Origin of the sequence: Saliniramus fredricksonii, assembly GCF_900094735.1 — a bacterium.
Classification (GTDB): Bacteria; Pseudomonadota; Alphaproteobacteria; order Rhizobiales; family Beijerinckiaceae; genus Saliniramus; species Saliniramus fredricksonii.
In genome coordinates this window covers 1,434,298-1,451,504 of record NZ_FMBM01000002.1, presented here as the reverse complement: position 1 = coordinate 1,451,504, position 17,207 = coordinate 1,434,298, and the positions used below count along the sequence as shown (strand labels likewise).

General features: G+C 62.4%; 13 protein-coding genes. 7 read left to right on the top strand and 6 right to left on the bottom strand.

Annotated features, from left to right (window positions below; all coding sequences use genetic code 11):
* Positions 1–42: 42 nt before the first annotated feature.
* Complete coding sequence (locus GA0071312_RS13210; RefSeq protein ID WP_074445343.1) at positions 43–1,896, bottom strand: extracellular solute-binding protein; 1,854 nt, start codon at positions 1,894–1,896, stop codon at positions 43–45.
* Between the two features lie 227 nt (positions 1,897–2,123).
* Between GA0071312_RS13210 and GA0071312_RS13205 the strand changes: the two genes are divergently transcribed.
* Complete coding sequence (locus tag GA0071312_RS13205; protein ID WP_074446173.1) at positions 2,124–2,852, top strand: invasion associated locus B family protein; 729 nt, start codon at positions 2,124–2,126, stop codon at positions 2,850–2,852.
* Between the two features lie 76 nt (positions 2,853–2,928).
* Here GA0071312_RS13205 and hspQ read toward each other — a convergent pair whose 3' ends face one another.
* Positions 2,929–3,258 (bottom strand): heat shock protein HspQ, encoded by a 330-nt coding sequence (gene hspQ, locus GA0071312_RS13200; RefSeq protein WP_074445342.1) that lies wholly within the window; start codon positions 3,256–3,258, stop codon positions 2,929–2,931.
* Between the two features lie 189 nt (positions 3,259–3,447).
* Here hspQ and GA0071312_RS13195 point away from each other — a divergent pair, with 189 nt between their 5' ends.
* Entirely contained in the window at positions 3,448–4,428 is a 981-nt protein-coding gene (locus tag GA0071312_RS13195; protein WP_074445341.1) for an AEC family transporter, read from the top strand.
* A gap of 476 nt (positions 4,429–4,904) precedes the next feature.
* Here the strand turns inward: GA0071312_RS13195 and GA0071312_RS13190 are convergent, their stop codons facing one another.
* Positions 4,905–5,216 carry a hypothetical protein gene (locus tag GA0071312_RS13190; RefSeq protein ID WP_074445340.1) on the bottom strand — a complete coding sequence of 104 codons (312 nt, stop codon included), beginning with the start codon at positions 5,214–5,216 and terminating at the stop codon, positions 4,905–4,907.
* 569 nt (positions 5,217–5,785) lie between these two features.
* Between GA0071312_RS13190 and GA0071312_RS13185 the strand changes: the two genes are divergently transcribed.
* From GA0071312_RS13185 to GA0071312_RS13170, 4 genes are all read left to right on the top strand, one after another.
* Entirely contained in the window at positions 5,786–8,431 is a 2,646-nt protein-coding gene (locus GA0071312_RS13185) for a leucine-rich repeat domain-containing protein (RefSeq protein WP_074445339.1), read from the top strand.
* Positions 8,432–8,499: 68 nt separating this feature from the next.
* Positions 8,500–8,841: a VOC family protein gene (locus GA0071312_RS13180; RefSeq protein ID WP_108721874.1), complete on the top strand. Its 342-nt coding sequence runs from the start codon at positions 8,500–8,502 to the stop codon at positions 8,839–8,841.
* 178 nt (positions 8,842–9,019) lie between these two features.
* Entirely contained in the window at positions 9,020–9,637 is a 618-nt protein-coding gene (locus GA0071312_RS13175) for a helix-turn-helix domain-containing protein (RefSeq protein ID WP_074445338.1), read from the top strand.
* A gap of 70 nt (positions 9,638–9,707) precedes the next feature.
* Complete coding sequence (locus tag GA0071312_RS13170; RefSeq protein WP_074445337.1) at positions 9,708–10,952, top strand: UbiH/UbiF family hydroxylase; 1,245 nt, start codon at positions 9,708–9,710, stop codon at positions 10,950–10,952.
* A 6-nt stretch (positions 10,953–10,958) separates the two neighbouring features.
* Here the strand turns inward: GA0071312_RS13170 and GA0071312_RS13165 are convergent, their stop codons facing one another.
* The 3 genes from GA0071312_RS13165 to GA0071312_RS20095 form a co-directional block, all read right to left on the bottom strand.
* Complete coding sequence (locus GA0071312_RS13165; protein ID WP_238947212.1) at positions 10,959–12,224, bottom strand: SAM-dependent methyltransferase; 1,266 nt, start codon at positions 12,222–12,224, stop codon at positions 10,959–10,961.
* A 189-nt stretch (positions 12,225–12,413) separates the two neighbouring features.
* Positions 12,414–13,586, bottom strand: coding sequence for a CaiB/BaiF CoA transferase family protein (locus GA0071312_RS13160; RefSeq protein ID WP_074445335.1), 1,173 nt, complete (start codon positions 13,584–13,586; stop codon positions 12,414–12,416).
* A 910-nt stretch (positions 13,587–14,496) separates the two neighbouring features.
* On the bottom strand, positions 14,497–14,670 hold the full coding sequence (locus GA0071312_RS20095) for a hypothetical protein (protein WP_165604031.1): 174 nt from the start codon (positions 14,668–14,670) through the stop codon (positions 14,497–14,499).
* Between the two features lie 1,074 nt (positions 14,671–15,744).
* Here GA0071312_RS20095 and GA0071312_RS13150 point away from each other — a divergent pair.
* The gene (locus tag GA0071312_RS13150) at positions 15,745–16,950 is read left to right on the top strand and encodes an IS256 family transposase (protein ID WP_074444054.1); all 1,206 of its coding nucleotides are present in this window, start codon (positions 15,745–15,747) and stop codon (positions 16,948–16,950) included.
* Positions 16,951–17,207: the final 257 nt, after the last annotated feature.

Sequence of the window (17,207 nt, the reverse complement as noted above, 5' to 3'; positions counted from 1 at the left end):
CGTCCCCCCGTTTTGCGATTCGTCCGAGGTTATCATGCCGCGTCACTCCGATTCGCGCCACCACAGTTCCGGCGGCAGGCCCATCATCGGTACCGCATCCGGTCGCCGCAGCCCGGCATCATGGGCAAGCCACAGATCGGGCTGGTGCATCAGAGGGATGGCGTAGAAGCCGGAGAGCAGCACACGATCGAGTGCGCGCACGGCGGCGACGAATTCCTCGCGGTCATGTGCTTCAAGCATCGCATCGATCATCGCGTCAATCGCCGGTTCGCGTGCGCCGGCGAAGTTGAGCGAGCCGTCATTCTGCGCGGCGACGGAGCTCCAGCGGTTGCGCTGCTCGTTGCCGGGCGAGGCCGAAACGCCCCAGGTCCACTCGATCATGTCAAAATCGAAGGAGGCGAGCCGACGCCAGTATTGTGCGTCGTCCACAATGCGCACACGCATGTCGATGCCGAGCCGGCGCAGGTTCTGCGCATAGTTCAGCGCGAGGCGTTCCTGCGCGCGGGATACCGCAAGAAATTCAAAAGCGAAGGGCTCACCGCTCTCGCTGTGGCGCAGCGCGTTGCCATCGAGACGCCAGCCGGCGTCAGTGAGAAGATTCATGGCAAAACGCGCCATCGTCCGGTCACGCCCGGAACCATCGGGGCCGGGTGGCTGCCAGGTTCCGTCCATGATCTCGGGGCGCACCGCATCGGGGAAGGGGGCGAGCAGGTCGCGCTCGGCCTCTGTCGCCGCATGGCCGATCGAGGCGAGATCGGAGCCCTCGAAATAGCTCTGCGTGCGCGCCATCAGCCCGTAGGAGAGATTGCGGTTGACCCATTCGAAATCGAACAGCGCCGTCAGCGCCTCGCGTACGCGGATATCCGAAAACAGATCCCGGCGGGTGTTGAAGACGAAGCCGTTCATGCCGCGCGGCTGATCGATCGGCACTTCCGCGCGCGCGATGCGCCCGTCATTCAGGCCGGGAAAATCATAACCCGTGGCCCAGCGTGTGGCATCATTCTCGATGCGAAGATCATAAAGTCCCGTCTTGAAAGCCTCGAACATCGTATTGCCATCACGAAAGAATTCGTAGCGGATCGTGTCGAAGTTGTACTTTCCGCGCCGGCTCGGTAGTTCCGCGCCCCAGTAATCGTCACGCCGGGTGAGCGTGAGCCGCTCCCCGGGGCGCACTTCGCTGACCTCATAGGGCCCGGAGCCGACCGGGCCCTCCAGGAAGGTGGTCTGGAACGTCTCGGCATCCATGGCATGGGCCGGCATCACCCGCATCAGGCCGAGCAGCAACGGCAATTCGCGATCATCGGTCTGTGACAGGTCGAAGCGGATGGTGCGATCATCGATGATCTCCACTTCCGCGACCTGCCCGTAATTCGCACGGAAATAGGGGCGCCCGTATTCCTTGAGCGTCTCGAAGCTGAAGGCGACGTCATCCGCCGTCACCGGTTCGCCATCGGCGAAACGGGCGGCGGGATTCAGCCGGAACGTGATCGACGACCGGTCATCCGGCAGCGCCACGGCCTCGGCCAGCAGCGGATAGAGCGAGAATGGCTCGTCGAGGGAGCGCGCCATCAGCGGCTCGAGAACGTAATTCGGCACTGCATCCGGCGCCACGCCGCGCACGATATAGGTATTGAGGCTGTCGAAGGTGCCATGCAGCGCCCTGGTAAAGCGCCCGCCCTTCGGCGCATCCGGATTGGCGTAGGGAAAATGCGAAAAATCCGCCGGCAGCTCCGGCTCACCATGCATCGCGATCCCGTGGCTCCAGGTGACGGTTTCATCCTGTGCGGCGGCCTGATCGAATCCGAGCAGGGCGGTCACGGCCAGGGCAAGGGCTGCAAGGGCTGCAAGGACGCAACGCCGGGGAAAAACGGCACGGGAAAAGGCGGGTCCGGGCATGGGATTGTCCTTCGATGCGACGCAAGTCTCGAATCACTTTGAGCGTAACACGATTGCGGCCTGCGAAAACGACTGGAAAGCGGCGCAGTGACACGCTAGAAGGGCGTCGCCGATGCCATCGCTTCGCCGCATTCGGCGATCACGGCGTGGTATCAGAAGGATCACAGGGTCGCAGCGGCGGCGTAGAAGGCGGCGCCGGGCACCATCGAACCATGAAGGATCAACGCATGGCATTCTCGACGCGCCCCGCGAAAATGCGGACCTCCCTGGGACTGGTTGCAGCCCTGGCCATTGCGGGCTTTGCGTTCGCTCCCGGCGCCGCGCTCGCGCAGACGCCTCCGCCGGAGCCCGCGCCCGGAGGGCAGGGTCAGGCTCCCATGGCTCCCGCGCCCACACAGGATGGCGGCCCGGTGACTGTCCCTGTCGTCCCCGAGCCTTCGCAAACGGAGTGGACCAAGGTCTGCGGCACCGATCCCGCGACCGAGGCGGAAATCTGCTACACCACGCGTGACTTCGTCTCCGAGGATGGCGAACCGCTGATGGCCGTGGCCGTCTATGATATCGAAGGCGGTGATCCGGATGAACCGAACCAGGTCGTGCGCATGCTGATGCCGTTGGGTCTGTTGCTGCAGCCCGGCATCCGCTTCGCGGCTGACCAGAACCGCCCGACCAACGGCAGCTACGCAATCTGCTTCCCCAATGGCTGCTTCGCCGAGGCGAATATCGATGGTGACGTGGTCGACCAGTTCAAGGCGGGCGAGACGCTCAATGTCAGCGTTCAGAATCAGGTTGGCCAGGTCGTGACCTTCGCCGTGCCGCTGGAGGGTTTCACGGCGGGTTTCGAGGGTGATCCGATCGACCCGCAGGAGCTGGAAGAGCAGCAGCGCCGTCTTCAGGAAGAGCTGCAGCGCCGTTCCGACGAGATGCGCGAGCGCCTTCAGCAGCAGGCGCAGTGATTTCCCTGCGCCGTTGTGAGCATAAAGAAAGCCGGGTTTCGCGACCCGGCTTTTTCATTGGGCGCGCGGCCTGACCTCAGTTCGCGGTGCCGGCTTTCGGACGATAGGCCCCGTCGGGCTGGCGCTCGAACATCGAGGGTACCATCGGATGGCGCAGGGGGGCGTCGGAATCGTCGGGCACGAGGTTCTGTTCCGAGACATAGGCGACGTATTCCGTCTGCGCGTTCTCGGCGAAGAGATGGTAGAATGGCTGCTCCTTGTGCGGGCGCACATCCTCCGGAATCGCCAGCCACCACTCCTCGGTATTGGCGAATTCCGGATCGACGTCGAAGATGATGCCCCGGAACGGATAATACCGATGCCGAACCACTTGTCCGATCGAGAATTTGGCGACGCGTACTGTCATGCCTGACCCCTTTCGCTACAGAAAATAGGCACTTTCCCTGCGAAATCAAAGGCCGAATGGCGTGTGATCCCGCATATTCGCGCAGGTTGCCGGAAGCCGTGTGGGCGTTATTCGTCGGTTGTCGAAACGCCGCCTGCCCGATTAGGGTGAGCGGCCGTTCGCCTCGCCCTTGTTCCGGAGCAACCCAGCATGTCCGATCTGATCGGGCTTCTCGATCTGATCGCCCCGTTCTTCGGGCTGATCACCATAGGATTCGTTTGCGCGAAGCTCGTCGATCTGGAAAAGGGCGGGCTCGCCTGGATGCAGTTCTTCCTGATCTATATCGCTTTGCCCTGCCTGTTTTTCCGGCTGGTCGCCGACAAGCCGATTGATGAGCTCGCCAACTGGCCCTTCGTCATCGCGACGACGCTGGCGACCTATTGCGCCTTCGCGCTCGCTTTCACCGCCGGCTGGTGGTTCACGCGTGATCTGCCCCAGGCGGTGATGCAGGGTGTGGCGGGGTCGTATTCGAATATCGGCTATATGGGCCCACCGCTGATCCTTGCCGCTCTGGGCCCGGCCGCGACGGCGCCGGTGGTGCTCATCTTCGTCTTCGACAACCTGTTGCTGTTCACGCTGATCCCGCTCCTGATGGCGATTGCCGGTGTCGAGAAGCAGGGCCCGCTGCGGATGGCGGGGGAGGTGGCGTTTCGCGTCGTCACGCATCCGTTCAACATCGCGACGGTGCTGGGCGTGGTCTTCAGCTATTTCGCGCTGCCTGTACCCTCCACCATCGACACCATGACCGAATGGCTCGCCAACGCCGCCGCGCCCTCGGCACTGTTTCTGCTCGGCGTGACCGTGGCGCTGACCGGCGGGGGCGGCGCGAAACGGATCCCGCCGGAGGTGCCGTTTCTCGTGGTGATCAAGCTGATCATCCACCCCTTGCTGGTCTGGGTGCTGCTCTCGGCGTTCGGGGTGTTCGATCCGATGTGGGTCTTCGCCGCGATCGTGATGGCGGCGCTGCCGCCGGCGCTCAACATCTTCGTGATCTCCACGCAGTACAATGTCGGAATCGAGCGCGCCTCCGCCTGCGTTCTGGCCGGGACGGTGGTCTCGGTGGTGACGCTGACGGCCTTCCTCTGGCTCATCCGCAGCGGCCACCTGCCGCATGATCTGTTTCCGATGTGAGAGTGAGAGAGGGGGATATAGTGTAGTCAAAGCAGATGTTTATAGTATTTTTTTGATAAAATGATTATACTCCATGAAGGCCGCGCCCGAACGCCCCTCTCCCGCCGTGGAGAGGGGTTGGGGGTGAGGGGCGTATCAGAATAAAGCGCGAGCGTGATGAAGCGCGCAGATGTCATCGACGTCGGGGATAATCCTGCACCGCCCCTCACCCCCGGCCCCTCTCCACGGAGGGAGAGGGGCGATTGCGCTGCATCGACCGCTCGCATGAGCGGATGCCGCTCGTGGCAGGCGAGGCCCGCCCTCCATGAAAGCCGCGCCCGAACTCCCCTCTCCCTGGTGGAGAGGGGTTGGGGGTGAGGGGCGCATCAGGATAAAGCGCGAGCGTGATGAAGCGCGAACGTCATCCACGGCAGAGTATAATCATCAACGCCCCTCACCCCCGGCCCCCACGGAGGGAGAGGGGAGATCGCGCTGCATCAGCCGCTTCGCCCTCGCCATGTTGGCGGGATCAGCATTGGCTGGTCGTCGTCGAGGGGCAGGTAGGTCGGGGCGTCGTCTGTGGTGGCGGGGGATGTGTGGCGCAGGATGTGGTACTGGCCGGTGGCGTCGCGGTGCACGGTGTAGACGAGTTCGCCATCAGCCTGCGGCGGGGCGCGTCGCCCGCGCAGGATGAGTGCCGTCATGGCGAAGATGAACACCGGCGGGATGATCAGCCACAGCGCCTTGATCCAGTCCGTCAGCGATTGATAGGTGGCAAACAACGCCTGCCAGAATGTTGTCTCATCCATGCTCGAACTCCCCGAAGACCGGTCCTGAAATCAGGTTCGCGTGGTCACCAGAGGATCGCTCTGGTGACCGGGGAGTTAGAAAGCCGCCCACAGACGACCGCACTGGCCTTTAGACCGGAGCCTTGGACATACGCCAGCGCCTCCCCGGCCATGAAGGTCGAGGAGGTGCCTTTTCGGTCGCACCGACCGCTGTGGGAAGGGGTTTCTACGCCCCGGAGCCGGATTCGCCCGGCTCTGTGGCGACAGTAAAACACGTATCAGGCATTGAAAAGAGGGGTTTTGGTTGTATCAACGCACAACTGGCCGCACCCGTGATGAAGCGCGCGCCCTGACTCCCCTCTCCCACCGAGGAGAGGGGCTGGGGGTGAGGGGCGCATCAGAATAGAGCGAGGCGGTGATGAAGCGCGCAGATGTCATCGACGTCGGGGATAATCCTGCACCGCCCCTCACCCCCGACCCCTCTCCACGGAGGGAGAGGGGAGGTTGCCTGCATCGACCGCTCGGCAGTGAGGGGTTGGCATGGCGGGCGGGGCGGGCGATACTGCGCGGGAAGGTTGCAAGGGGCGGATATGGCAGACGATGCGGCAGAACAGGCCTACGCGGCGGCGCTCGAAGAGATTGCGCGGGTTGAGGCGGCTGATGAAAGGATTTTGGACCTGTCTGGTGAGGCCTTCCATGCGCTTACCAGCATCCCGCCAGAGTTGGCCAGTCTGACAAATCTGGAATGGCTCGATCTCGGCAACACACAGGTCAGCGATCTCGCGCCGCTGGCCGGCCTAACGAATTTGAATAGGCTTGATCTCGACAACACACAGGTTAGTGATGTTGCGCCACTCACCAGGTTGTTAAAGCTAAATATACTTCGTATAAGAAATACAAATGTTAGAGATCTCACACCACTTTCTGAAGTTATAACACTGGAAACAATTGATCTTGACAATACTCAGGTTAGCGATCTTGGGGCGCTGGCCGGCCTAAAAAATCTTCAGACGCTTGGATTGAATAACACGCAGGTTAGCGATCTCATGCCACTGAGCAATCTGGAAAAGTTGCAGGTGCTCTGGCTAGACAACACGCGAGTTAGCGACCTTACGCCGCTAGCCAATCTGACAAAGCTGGAAACGCTATGGCTAGACAGCACTAGTATTAGTGACGTCACGCCATTGAGCAATTTAATTAATTTGGACGCGCTTTGGCTTGATAGAACGCAAGTCAACGACCTCACGCCGCTGAAATTGTTGACGAAACTTGAAACGCTTAGGCTGAACAGCACTAAGGTCAGCAACCTCACGCCACTGGTCGGCCTCGCAGAGTTGCAAGTGCTCTCCGTTAGCTACACGCGCGTCAGTGACCTATCACCGCTGGCGGGCATGACGAATCTGCGGACGTTGGACCTCGACGAAACAGACGTAACTGATATTGCGCCACTGGCTGGCCTCACACGCCTCCAGTCCCTTGCTCTTAATGCTACAAAAGTTAGCGATCTCGCCCCGCTAGCCGGTCTCACAAACATAGAGACGCTCGAACTGAATACGACAGAGGTCGGCGACCTAGCACACGTGGCTCGCCTGGAAAATCTGGAGGCCCTCCATCTCGGTAATACGAGGGTTAGCGACCTGGCGCCGTTGACCGGTCTCACAAATTTGCGGACACTCGAACTAAACAAGACGCAAGTCACCGACCTCGGTCCGCTAGCCGAGATAAAGAATTTAAATACGCTCTGGCTAGACGATACGAATGTCAAAGACCTAACGCCACTGTCTGACCTCAAAGAGCTTGAGGCTCTTACGCTAGACTGCTCACAAATCAGCGATATTGAGCCAATTAAAAATCTGAAATCACTTACTTCACTTAAAATTGGCGATGTACAGATAAATGATCTCACTCCCATATCAAATCTTAGTAATCTACAAAGGCTATGGCTCGACGGAAAGAAGGTTTACGACCTTGCGCCACTGAGTGAAATGGTAAATTTACACACTCTCTGGCTTCAAAAAACAAATATAAATGATTTAACGCCGCTGAAAGAATTAATAAATATTGAAACGCTGAGACTCCACAGTACGCAAGTTAGTGATCTCTCGCCGTTGGTTGGCCACAAGAATCTCAAAACGATTACACTTGACAACACTTCGGTCTACGATTTGCGCCCGATAGCATCGTCAAAACGACTTGCCACAGGATCATCTCACCATTCAAGTGCCCCTGAGTTTGGCCTTTCTTACGCAAACACCCCCGCCACAGCCCGCGATGGCTCCCTCGCCGAACTCTCCGAAATCGAAAACGACGACGAACGCACCCGCAAAACCCTCGAATATCTCCGCAGCCTGCCGCCATGGCCCGAGCCCTATACGCCGGCATACACCCCGGATGGCAGCCCGCCGCAGCCGATCGGGAGCGCGCCTGAGGCGCCCGAGGCGGATGCGCAGCCTCGTCTGCTCCTAACCACTGACGACCGAATCGACATCGCACCGATCCTTCCGGGCGAAGCAGAACTCGATGATCCGGTTCGCCGGCGGTTGTACGAGCGCCTGCCGCGCGCGCTCGATAATCTTCTGAAAGCGGTCAATCGCTATCCGGAAATCGACGGTCCGGTTCGATCTCTGAAATACATGAGCGAGGCGGCTTTCGAAGACGCAGATTTCCTGATGATACATCTGGATATCAATGCACTGACGGATCTGCGCCAAAGCCAGTACAACAGGCCCGATGACGAAAAGCTTGATCCTGACTGCCTTGCTGCGCTGGACGCCGTCTTGCGCATAGGGCCGGGTATCACGATGGGCCATCCCGATATCGAGGCGCTCGAGAAGCGATTGCGGGATTATGAGCGCAGCCGCGTTGGCGAGGGCGTTGCCGAGCACGAGCGCAAGATTGTCGGCGCTCTCAGCGACAGCGCGCTGGCGACGGAGCGCACGCAGCACGTTGCTCGAATGACAGCCTCTGCGGGCACGACCGGCCGAGTTGCCGAGACGCGACGTGGTTTTACGAAGAATACAATACTCCTTATGGTACTTATCGCCGAAAGGTCACTCGATGCTGTAGTCGGGCATGTCCTTGGTGGCCAAACCATAGCGGCGGCGCAATTCCTTGTCGCACAAAGCCAGGCCATTCTCGCCATCGCGCCGACATGGGGGCATTCCGCGCTCGCTTGGGCGGAATATGTACTTCTTCAAGCGCAGAAAATCATCGATGATGCGAAGCGACGCGACTGAAGCATCCCATCAACCCTCTTGACCCACCCCCGGCGCCGCTTTAAACACAAGAACAAAGGATAAACATCATGAGCAGCGACACTCTGAAAATCGATTATGTCGAGTTCAGCTCGCCGGATATGGCGGCCACGGAAAGCTTCTTTGCGCAGGCTTTCGGCTGGAGCTTCGTGGAATACGGGCCGGATTATCGCGATATCCGGGAGGCCGGGCTGGGCGGGGGGATTGCGCGCAGCGAGGCGCAGGTGGCGCCGCTTGTCGTGCTGAAGGCCGAGGATCTTGAGCAGGCGCTTGAAACGGTGCGGCAGGCGGGCGGCGAGATCACGAAGGAGATTTTTGCTTTTCCCGGCGGGCGGCGGTTCGCGTTCAGGGAGCCCGGTGGCACGCTGATGGCGGTCTGGAGCGATCCGTGAGCCGGCGAAAGGGCGTGCCTGATCAGCCGCTTTCCCTAGCGGCAGCGCTTGTATCGTTTGGCGTATGGCGTTGATTTCCCACCATTCCCGCTTGATCCACGCCCTTGCATTGGGCATGGTGCGTTCGTAGCTTCAAACGCTCGTTCCTTGTTACGAACGGGCCGGTGGATTGGTGATCATGGGTGTTGAAGGCCGAGAGCGGACCCGGGAGCTCGAATCGGGAGCGCAGCAATTATCGGGGCAGCTGGGCAAGACGATCCAGCGTCTGCGCAAGGCCTACAACCTGTCGCTTTCCGAGCTCGCCGAACAATCCGGCGTCGCCAAGTCGATCATCAGCCAGATCGAGCGCAACGAGACGAACCCCACCCTCGCCACGATCTGGCGCCTGTCGCAGGCGCTCGATGTCTCGATCGAGCGGGTGCTCGCGAGCGCCGAGGACGAGCCGTTCCTGGAGAAATCCAACCGCCGCGACACGCCGATCCTCGTCTCGGAAGACGGCAAGATGCGGCTGGCCATCATCGGCTGGATCAAGACCGTCGAATGGCTGCAATGGTACGATATCTCAGCCGATCCCGGCGGGGTGCTCGAATCGGATGCGCATCAGCGCGGCTCCGTCGAGACGCTCTCCGTGCTGGAAGGCGATTTCGAAGTCGAGGTGGCCGGCGTTGTGCAAACCGCGCGCACCGGGGAGACGCTGCGCTATCGTTGCGACCGTCCGCATGTGGTGCGCTGCGTCGGCGACAGGCCCGGCCGCGCGACCATGGTCTGTATTCTCAAGGCCGCCGTGATGGATTGAGGGGTGGCGCCCGGTGGAAAGCGACGCTTCGTCGCTGCCATTTCGCAACGAAAACCACTATGTAGTGAACATGAGCGACCGTCATTACGATATCTGTGTCGTCGGCGCCGGCGCGGCGGGACTCGCGGCGGCCCTGACCTTTGCCCGCGAGGGCTATTGCGTGGCCGTGATCGGGCATGCGCATGCTCCACGTGACGGGCGGACCGTGGCCCTGCTTGACGGCTCCGTACATCTGATGGAGCGCCTCGGCATCTGGGAGGCGCTCGCGCCCCATGCCGCGCCGCTCGAAATCATGCGGCTGATCGATGATACCGACAGCCTGTTTCGCGCACCGGTCGTCGATTTCAAATGCCGCGAGATCGGGCTCGACGCCTTCGGCTGGAACGTCGAAAACGCCACTCTGGTCCAGGTTCTGGCCGATGCCGTGCAGGCGCAGAGCGAAATTGCCAGCTTTTCCAGCATGGCGACGGGCATCGGATCACAGGATACCGTGACCCCCGGATCGCATGATCAGCGGATCACGATCTCCCTGGATGACGGGAGCCGCATCGCTGCTTCGCTCGTCATCGCCGCAGACGGGCGCAACTCGCCGATGCGCCGCGCCGCCGGTATCCGGGCGCGCAGCTGGGCCTATCCGCAGGCGGCGCTGACCACGATCCTCACCCATGAGCGCGAGCATCGCGACATTTCGACGGAATTCCACACCCGCCACGGCCCGTTCACGCTGGTGCCGCTTCCCGGGCGCCGCTCCAGTCTCGTCTGGGTGACGGAGCCCGACAAGGCCGCGCATCTGCGCCATTACGAGGATGCGGCGCTGGCGCGCGTGATCGAGCGGCAGGCGCATGCGATCCTCGGCAAGATGGTCATCGACGGGCCGCGCGGGGTGGTGCCGATGAGCGGGCTCGCGGTTGATCGCTTCCGCGCCGATCGCCTCGCGCTCATCGGTGAGGCCGCGCATGCTTTCCCGCCGATCGGCGCACAGGGCCTCAATCTGGGCCTGCGCGACGTCGCCGCCCTGCGTGATGCGGTGGTGGGCACCGACGGCGGGGCTGACCCCGGAAGCGCCGCGGCGCTGGCGCGTTATGATCGCGGTCGCCGCTTCGACGTGCGCAGCCGCACGCTCGGCGTCGACATGCTCAACCGCACTCTGCTGTCGGGCCTGCTTCCCGCCGATTTCCTGCGCGGCACGGGCCTGCGCGCGCTCGCCGCCATCACGCCGCTGCGCCGGATGATGATGCGCGAGGGCGTCAGTCCGCGCCTTGCCACGCCGCAACTGATGCGCCGTGAAGCGTCTTCCGTGCCGGCCCCGTTGTAAGCGGCCTCAACCCGTCATCCGGCGCGGCGCGCGCAGGCTGTGCGCTGCCTCCTCGCGCTCGCGCAGAGTGGCCTCGTTGCGTGTGATGTAATCACGCGTCATTGGCAGCGTATCAACCCGCTTGGCCAGCTGGATCTGAAAGACGACCAGGTGCTCGAAGCGGAACGCCGCCTCGGAGGCCGCGAGGTAGAATTCCCACATCCGGCAGAAGCGATCATCGTAGAGCGCTTCGGCCTCGTCGTGTCGCGCCATGAAGCCTTCGCGCCAAAGTCGCAGCGTCTCGGCATAGTGCAAACGCAGGATCTCGACATCCGTCACCCGCAGGCCGGACGCCTCGATTGCCGGCATGATCTCGGAGAGCGACGGCAGCCGGCCGCCGGGGAAGATGTATTTCGCGATCCAGGGATTGACCGGCCCCGGCGTCGTCGTCTTGCCGATCGTATGGATGAGCGCGACGCCGTCATCGCCGAGCAGCCGCGCGCATTGCTCGAAGAAGGTGGCGTAGTCGCGCAAGCCCACATGCTCGAACATGCCCACCGATACGATCCTGTCATAGGGGCCCTGCGTCTCGCGATAATCTTCGAGCGCGAAGGCGAGCCGCTCCTCCAGACCCGCCGCCTCGGCGCGGGCGCGGGCGATACCGAGTTGCTCGCGGGAGAGCGTAATCCCGGTGACGCGCCGCGCCTGTGCGTATTCGGCGAGATAGAGTGCCATGCCGCCCCAGCCGCAGCCGATATCGAGCACGCTGTGCTCTCCGTTAATCGCCAGCTTCGCCGCGATATGGCGCTTCTTGGCGCGCTGGGCGCTATCCAGATCGCGCTCGGAATCGGTGAAATAGGCGCAGGAATATTGCTTGTCGGCATCCAGGAAGAGATCGTAGAGCCGCCCATCGAGATCATAATGGTGGGCGACGTTGTCACGCGATCGCAGAATGTCATTACGCCCGCTGATACGCTCCAGAAAGGCGCGCACCCTGCGACCGATGGCCGGTCCGAGCAGGTTGCGCTGGCCCGGCGCGCTGTCCATCACAAGCGCCAGCATATCGTAGATCGAGCCGCTTTCGATGACGAAGCGCCCGTCCATATACAATTCTCCCAGCCGCAGCGCCGGCCTCGTGAGGAGCTGGCGCACGGCCTCGGCATCGGTGAGCCGTGCTGCGACCTCCGGCGCGCCGCCATCGCCGAAACCGTGAACCGTTCCCGATGGCATGGTCAGGGTGAGGCGGCCCTTGCAGATGAGCCGGTCGAGACATCTGGACAGGATCGTTTCCATGGCGATCACTCCCTCGATCGCCGCATCCGTCCCGCTTCCCCCTCGACGAACGCGCCTGTCATCAGCAGCGTGGTGCGGTCGATGCGGTTTGCTTGCCTGCGTGACGTCGCAGCCAGCTTCGCATGCCGGTTCGCGATGTGCACACGCACCAAACGTAAGGCAAGCGTCGCGGTTCCGTCGAAGCCGTAATTATCCGGGCTCGTCGTTGGCCTCTCCCGGTCGCATGACCCGGCGCGGGAGATCTTTCGCGCGGCGCAATCCGGGGGCGATCGGCAGGGTCGCAATGGGTATCGTGCGCCCCGTGCCCGCTTCCGGCATCTGCGCCGCCACGTCGAACAGACCGCGCGCGACGAAATGCGGATCCGCGCGCGCCTCGGCCAGCGAGCGCACGATCGTACAGCAGCAATCGCGCGGCTCCAGTAGCGCGCGCCAATGCGCCGCATCACGGGATCGGATGATCCTGTGAACCGCGAGGCGGGTGGCCACCGGGTCCTCCGCATCGCTGCGCAGGGGGGCGGGCAGGGCGATGGCGTCGCAGAATGAATCCCAGAATTTCTGCTCCAGCGCGCCGACGGCGAGGAAGGCATCATCCGCCGTTGGATAGAGCTGGTAGCGCGGGCTCGCGCCCGTGAGCATGGTATCGCGTGATCCGGGGAAGCCGTGATCCTGTGCTTCGCCGCCTTCCTCGACAGCGCCTGCGGCATGCGCATGCCCCTGCGCGAGGGCGAGCCAGGCGAAGGTGAACATCGCGTCGGCCATGGCGATATCGATGCGGCAGCCGCGCCCGGTCAGATCGCGCCGGCGCAGGGCAAGCAGGATATTGATCACTGCCGGCATGGCCCCGCCGGCGATATCGGCCGTCAGGGCGGGCGGGATTGTGGGCGCCTCAGGCATTCCCGGCGAAAGCGAGAGAAGTCCGGTCAGCGCCTGGTAATTCAGATCATGCCCCGCCTCGGCGCTGCGCGGCCCGTCCTGGCCATAACCGGTCACAGCACAATAGATCAGACCCGGATGGCGTTCGGTCAGCGCCGCCGGATCGAGGCCGAGGCGCGCCATCACGCCGGGGCGGAACTGCTCGATCACGATATCGGCCTGCGCGATCAAGGCCGCGAGGCGGTCGCGATCGGGCTCCTGTTTCAGGTCGAGGGTGATGCATTCCTTGCCCGCATTGAGGACGGCGAAGGGCGCGGACCAGGGCCCGAGCTTGGGCGGAAAATGACGCATATCCTCGCCGCCGGGCCGCTCGACCTTGATCACGCGCGCGCCGGCCTCGGCGAGCATCAGCGATGCCAGCGGGCCGGGCAGCAGCGTCGAGAGATCGACCACGGTGATGCCGTCAAGCGGCAGAGCGTCGTTTTGCATCGTCGTTTCCTTCGGGCGCCCGCGAACTGCCGCACAGGGTTGCCACTCTATGTCACCAGCTGGCTCCCCTTGGGGAATGAGCGTCCGATTCACACGCAAGACCAGCCGTTTGTCCAGCCATCTTTGATGACCGGGCGGATGCGGGGCGGCATGGGATACGTGGTCATGCCGTCATGCCCGCATGGTGGCGCGTCCGCAGGTACACGTGTGAGGGCTTGCCTGCATAAGGGCTTGCCCACATGAGGGCCTGCCTGCGTGAAGGCATGGCAGCTTGAAGGCATGGCAGCTTGAAGGCATGACGGCGTGAGTGCGCGACAGCGTGGCGGCCTGTCGGCATTCTGGCTTGATCGAACCGGATGGCCCCGATGAGCAGGCAGGCCGCGTGGGCCGGATCTGGCCGGATTTGGCCGACGGAGATGACATCGGGTCCGCCGGCTCAGCCTTCATAGGAATTGTGCAGATGCCAATGTCTGTGCCCGGATTCGATCGGCGCGCGCATTCGGCGGGCACAGCGCCGCTCTTCCGGGAGCCATCGACCGCCTGAAGCGGGACTGCGTCGCCGGCTGCCCAGCCCCGGAAAGGCTTTGGAATCGTCGCCTTGGTCAAGCCGGGGCAGGGGATACGTTTCCTGATGGGGGACGAACAGCATGGCGAGATCAATACGCATCCAAACACGCCCACATGTGGGCAGGCCAGCATGTGGGCTTGCATTCGAGAGCGCAAGCATCCAAAGTTCCAAATCTCCAAGCCGCGAACCTCCAAGCCGCGAGCCTTCAGGCCTGCAAGCCCACATGTCTGCACGTGTAAACGCTGCATATCCGTATACGCGCCCACAAGTCGGCACGTCGGCGCGCCGCCATGCCTGCATGCGCGGGATCGATTTCCCTTCCGCCGGGCCCGGACCCGGACATCAGAAAGCGACGGCCATGATCCCCAGAATGACAATCAGCAAGACCATGAGCACGAGTGCACCAAGAAAAACCGCCTTGCGCAGCGGCGTGCGCAGGATGATTTCTCCCTGGCTCACATCCTGTGCCGAATGGGTGTTCCGGTCGCGTTTTTCGTCGGGGCTGTTCGGTGCCATGATCAGTCTGATGCCTCCGTGTCGGGCGCGCCCTGCGCCTCATGATGGTGCGACAATGTGTTGGGAGGGTCGTCGCGGCAGCCGGACACCACTCTACGGTCAGGATGATGTGCCCAACGATCACTCCGAAGCGCCCGCTCCCGCGTTGCCGGGGCGGCTTGCACTCTGACATGATAACGCAAGGTCGCGATTGAAGTTCATCCATTCCCGGCAATGAAACCTTGGAATGCTGATCCACCTCGAAAGCAGTAGCCTCGGCCTGCTTTGCTGGAAGTCGTTGGGTTATTTTCAAAAGCAGGTCACGCAAGCATGCCTGCATACCGGCACGACTGCGTGTTGGCATGAGGGCGTGTCGGCATGAGGGCGTGTGGACATATAGCCTTGTCTGGGTATCAATGATTGCGTCGGAATCCGGTCAATCCCGAAGCGGCGCTTCCCCGGATTGTTGCCATTGGCTGAAGCCCCTGAGCTGCATGATTTGGCACGTCGATGAATCTGGCGAAGCCGGATCGCGGGCTCCATGACCGTGTTCTGGCGCATCAATCAATACGTTGGCCGGCACCCGGCTGAACGAATGATACGCCAGAAACGCCGGTTGCGCGCATATCGGCATGCGCGTCCGCCCGCGACGTTCCCAGAACGATCGAGAGGGTGGGGCGATATCGTCAGGGCAGATGGCCTGCCCGAGAGCCCGCCGGGTTGATGTCGCGTGCCGCAGACGAGAAGACCGGGCGGACCGCGACACTCCCGTGCTTTCGGATTGGCAAAAAACCGCGCCGGCAAGAGGGCGCGTCGCCATGCGGGCGCGCTGGCACGAAGGCTTGCCGGCATGCCGGCATGCCGGCATGAAGGCTTGCGGACGTGTCGGGATGAAGAAATCTGATCATCGGACTGCACCGTGATGAGCGTTCCCGCACATGGGCCTCCCGCGGGTATAGGGGGCGCGGGGCTGGGTAGCGTCCAAGGAGCTGGTGTAATTTCAGTGCCGTCAACGGTGTGATCCTGGGTGGCCATCGAGGTGTATGGTCGAGGTGGAGTTTGCTGACTTCAACCCCGGACCACATGGAGACCCCGATGACCAAGACGAACATGGACCTGTCCGAACTTCTGGCCAAGCACGATCAGGGAGACTTTCTGCGCAGCGTTGCCGAGGCCGTCCTGCAGCTGATCATGGAGGCGGATGTCGAAGGCCTGATCGGCGCTGGCAAGCACGAGCGCAGCGGCGAACGCACGACGTGGCGTAACGGGTATCGAGAGCGCGCTCTCGATACCCGTCTGGGCACGCTGAACCTGCGGGTTCCCAAGCTGCGTCAAGGCAGTTACTTCCCGGGCTTTCTCGAAGCGCGCAAGACCTCGGAACAGGCGCTGGTGGCCGTCATCCAGGAGGCGTGGATCAGTGGTGTCTCGACCCGTCGCGTCGATGAGCTGGTGCAGGCCATGGGGCTGAGCGGCATTTCGAAGAGCACGGTGTCGAAGCTGTGCAAGGACATCGACGAACGTGTCGGCGAGTTCCTGAACCGCCCGCTCACCGGCGAATGGCCCTATCTCTGGCTCGACGCCACCTATCTGAAGGTGCGCCAGGGCGGACGGATCGTACCAGTCGCCGCAATAATCGCCGTGGCCGCCAACACCGAGGGACGCCGTGAGATCATCGGCCTCGGTATCGGCCCGTCCGAGGCCGAGACATTCTGGACCGAGTTCCTTCGATCCCTGCGCGTTCGCGGCCTGGGGGGCGTCAGACTGGTCATCAGCGACGCGCATACAGGCCTCAAAGCCGCCATCGCCCGGGTCTTCGAAGCAACCTGGCAACGCTGTCGCGTCCACTGGATGCGCAACGCCCTGGCCCATGTCTCGCGTGGTCAGCATACTGTCGTCGCCGCTGCCATCCGACAGGCCTTCGATCAACCCGACCGCACCCATGCCGGCGAAACCTGGCGCAAGGTCGCAGAGCAACTGCGCCCGCGCTGGCCAAAACTGGCCGATCTCATGGATGCCAGCGAGCACGACGTGCTGGCCTACATGTCATTCCCGCGCCAGCATCGCACCAAACTGCACAGCACGAACCCAATTGAACGTCTGAACAAGGAGGTCAAGCGACGCGCCGACGTCGTCGGGATCTTCCCCAATGAAGCATCCATCATGCGTTTGATCGGCGCCGTGCTCTTCGAGCAGAATGACGAATGGCAGACATCAAGCCGCTACATGATGGTCGAGGCATTCGCACAGATCGACAAGGAAGAGATCGATCCCATCCTCAGCATAACCACAAAAGCCGCCTGATCATGACCTCAGGCCATCCAGAAAATTACACCAGCTTGACGGACGCGACCCGGGGCTGTTTTCGCTTATTGCAGCCACCGACTGCGTTTCCATTCACGTATTGCGGCGAAATACGCGCAGTGTCTTTACAGCCATATCCAAGGACATCTTGGCGGATTTTCTTTGCCGGCGCCGGAACCGGGTCTCGCGTCTCGGGGGGCGCAGTGCTTGCCGGCACCAGCGATAACCGGCGCTGCGTTCGTGGCGCACTCCGCAAT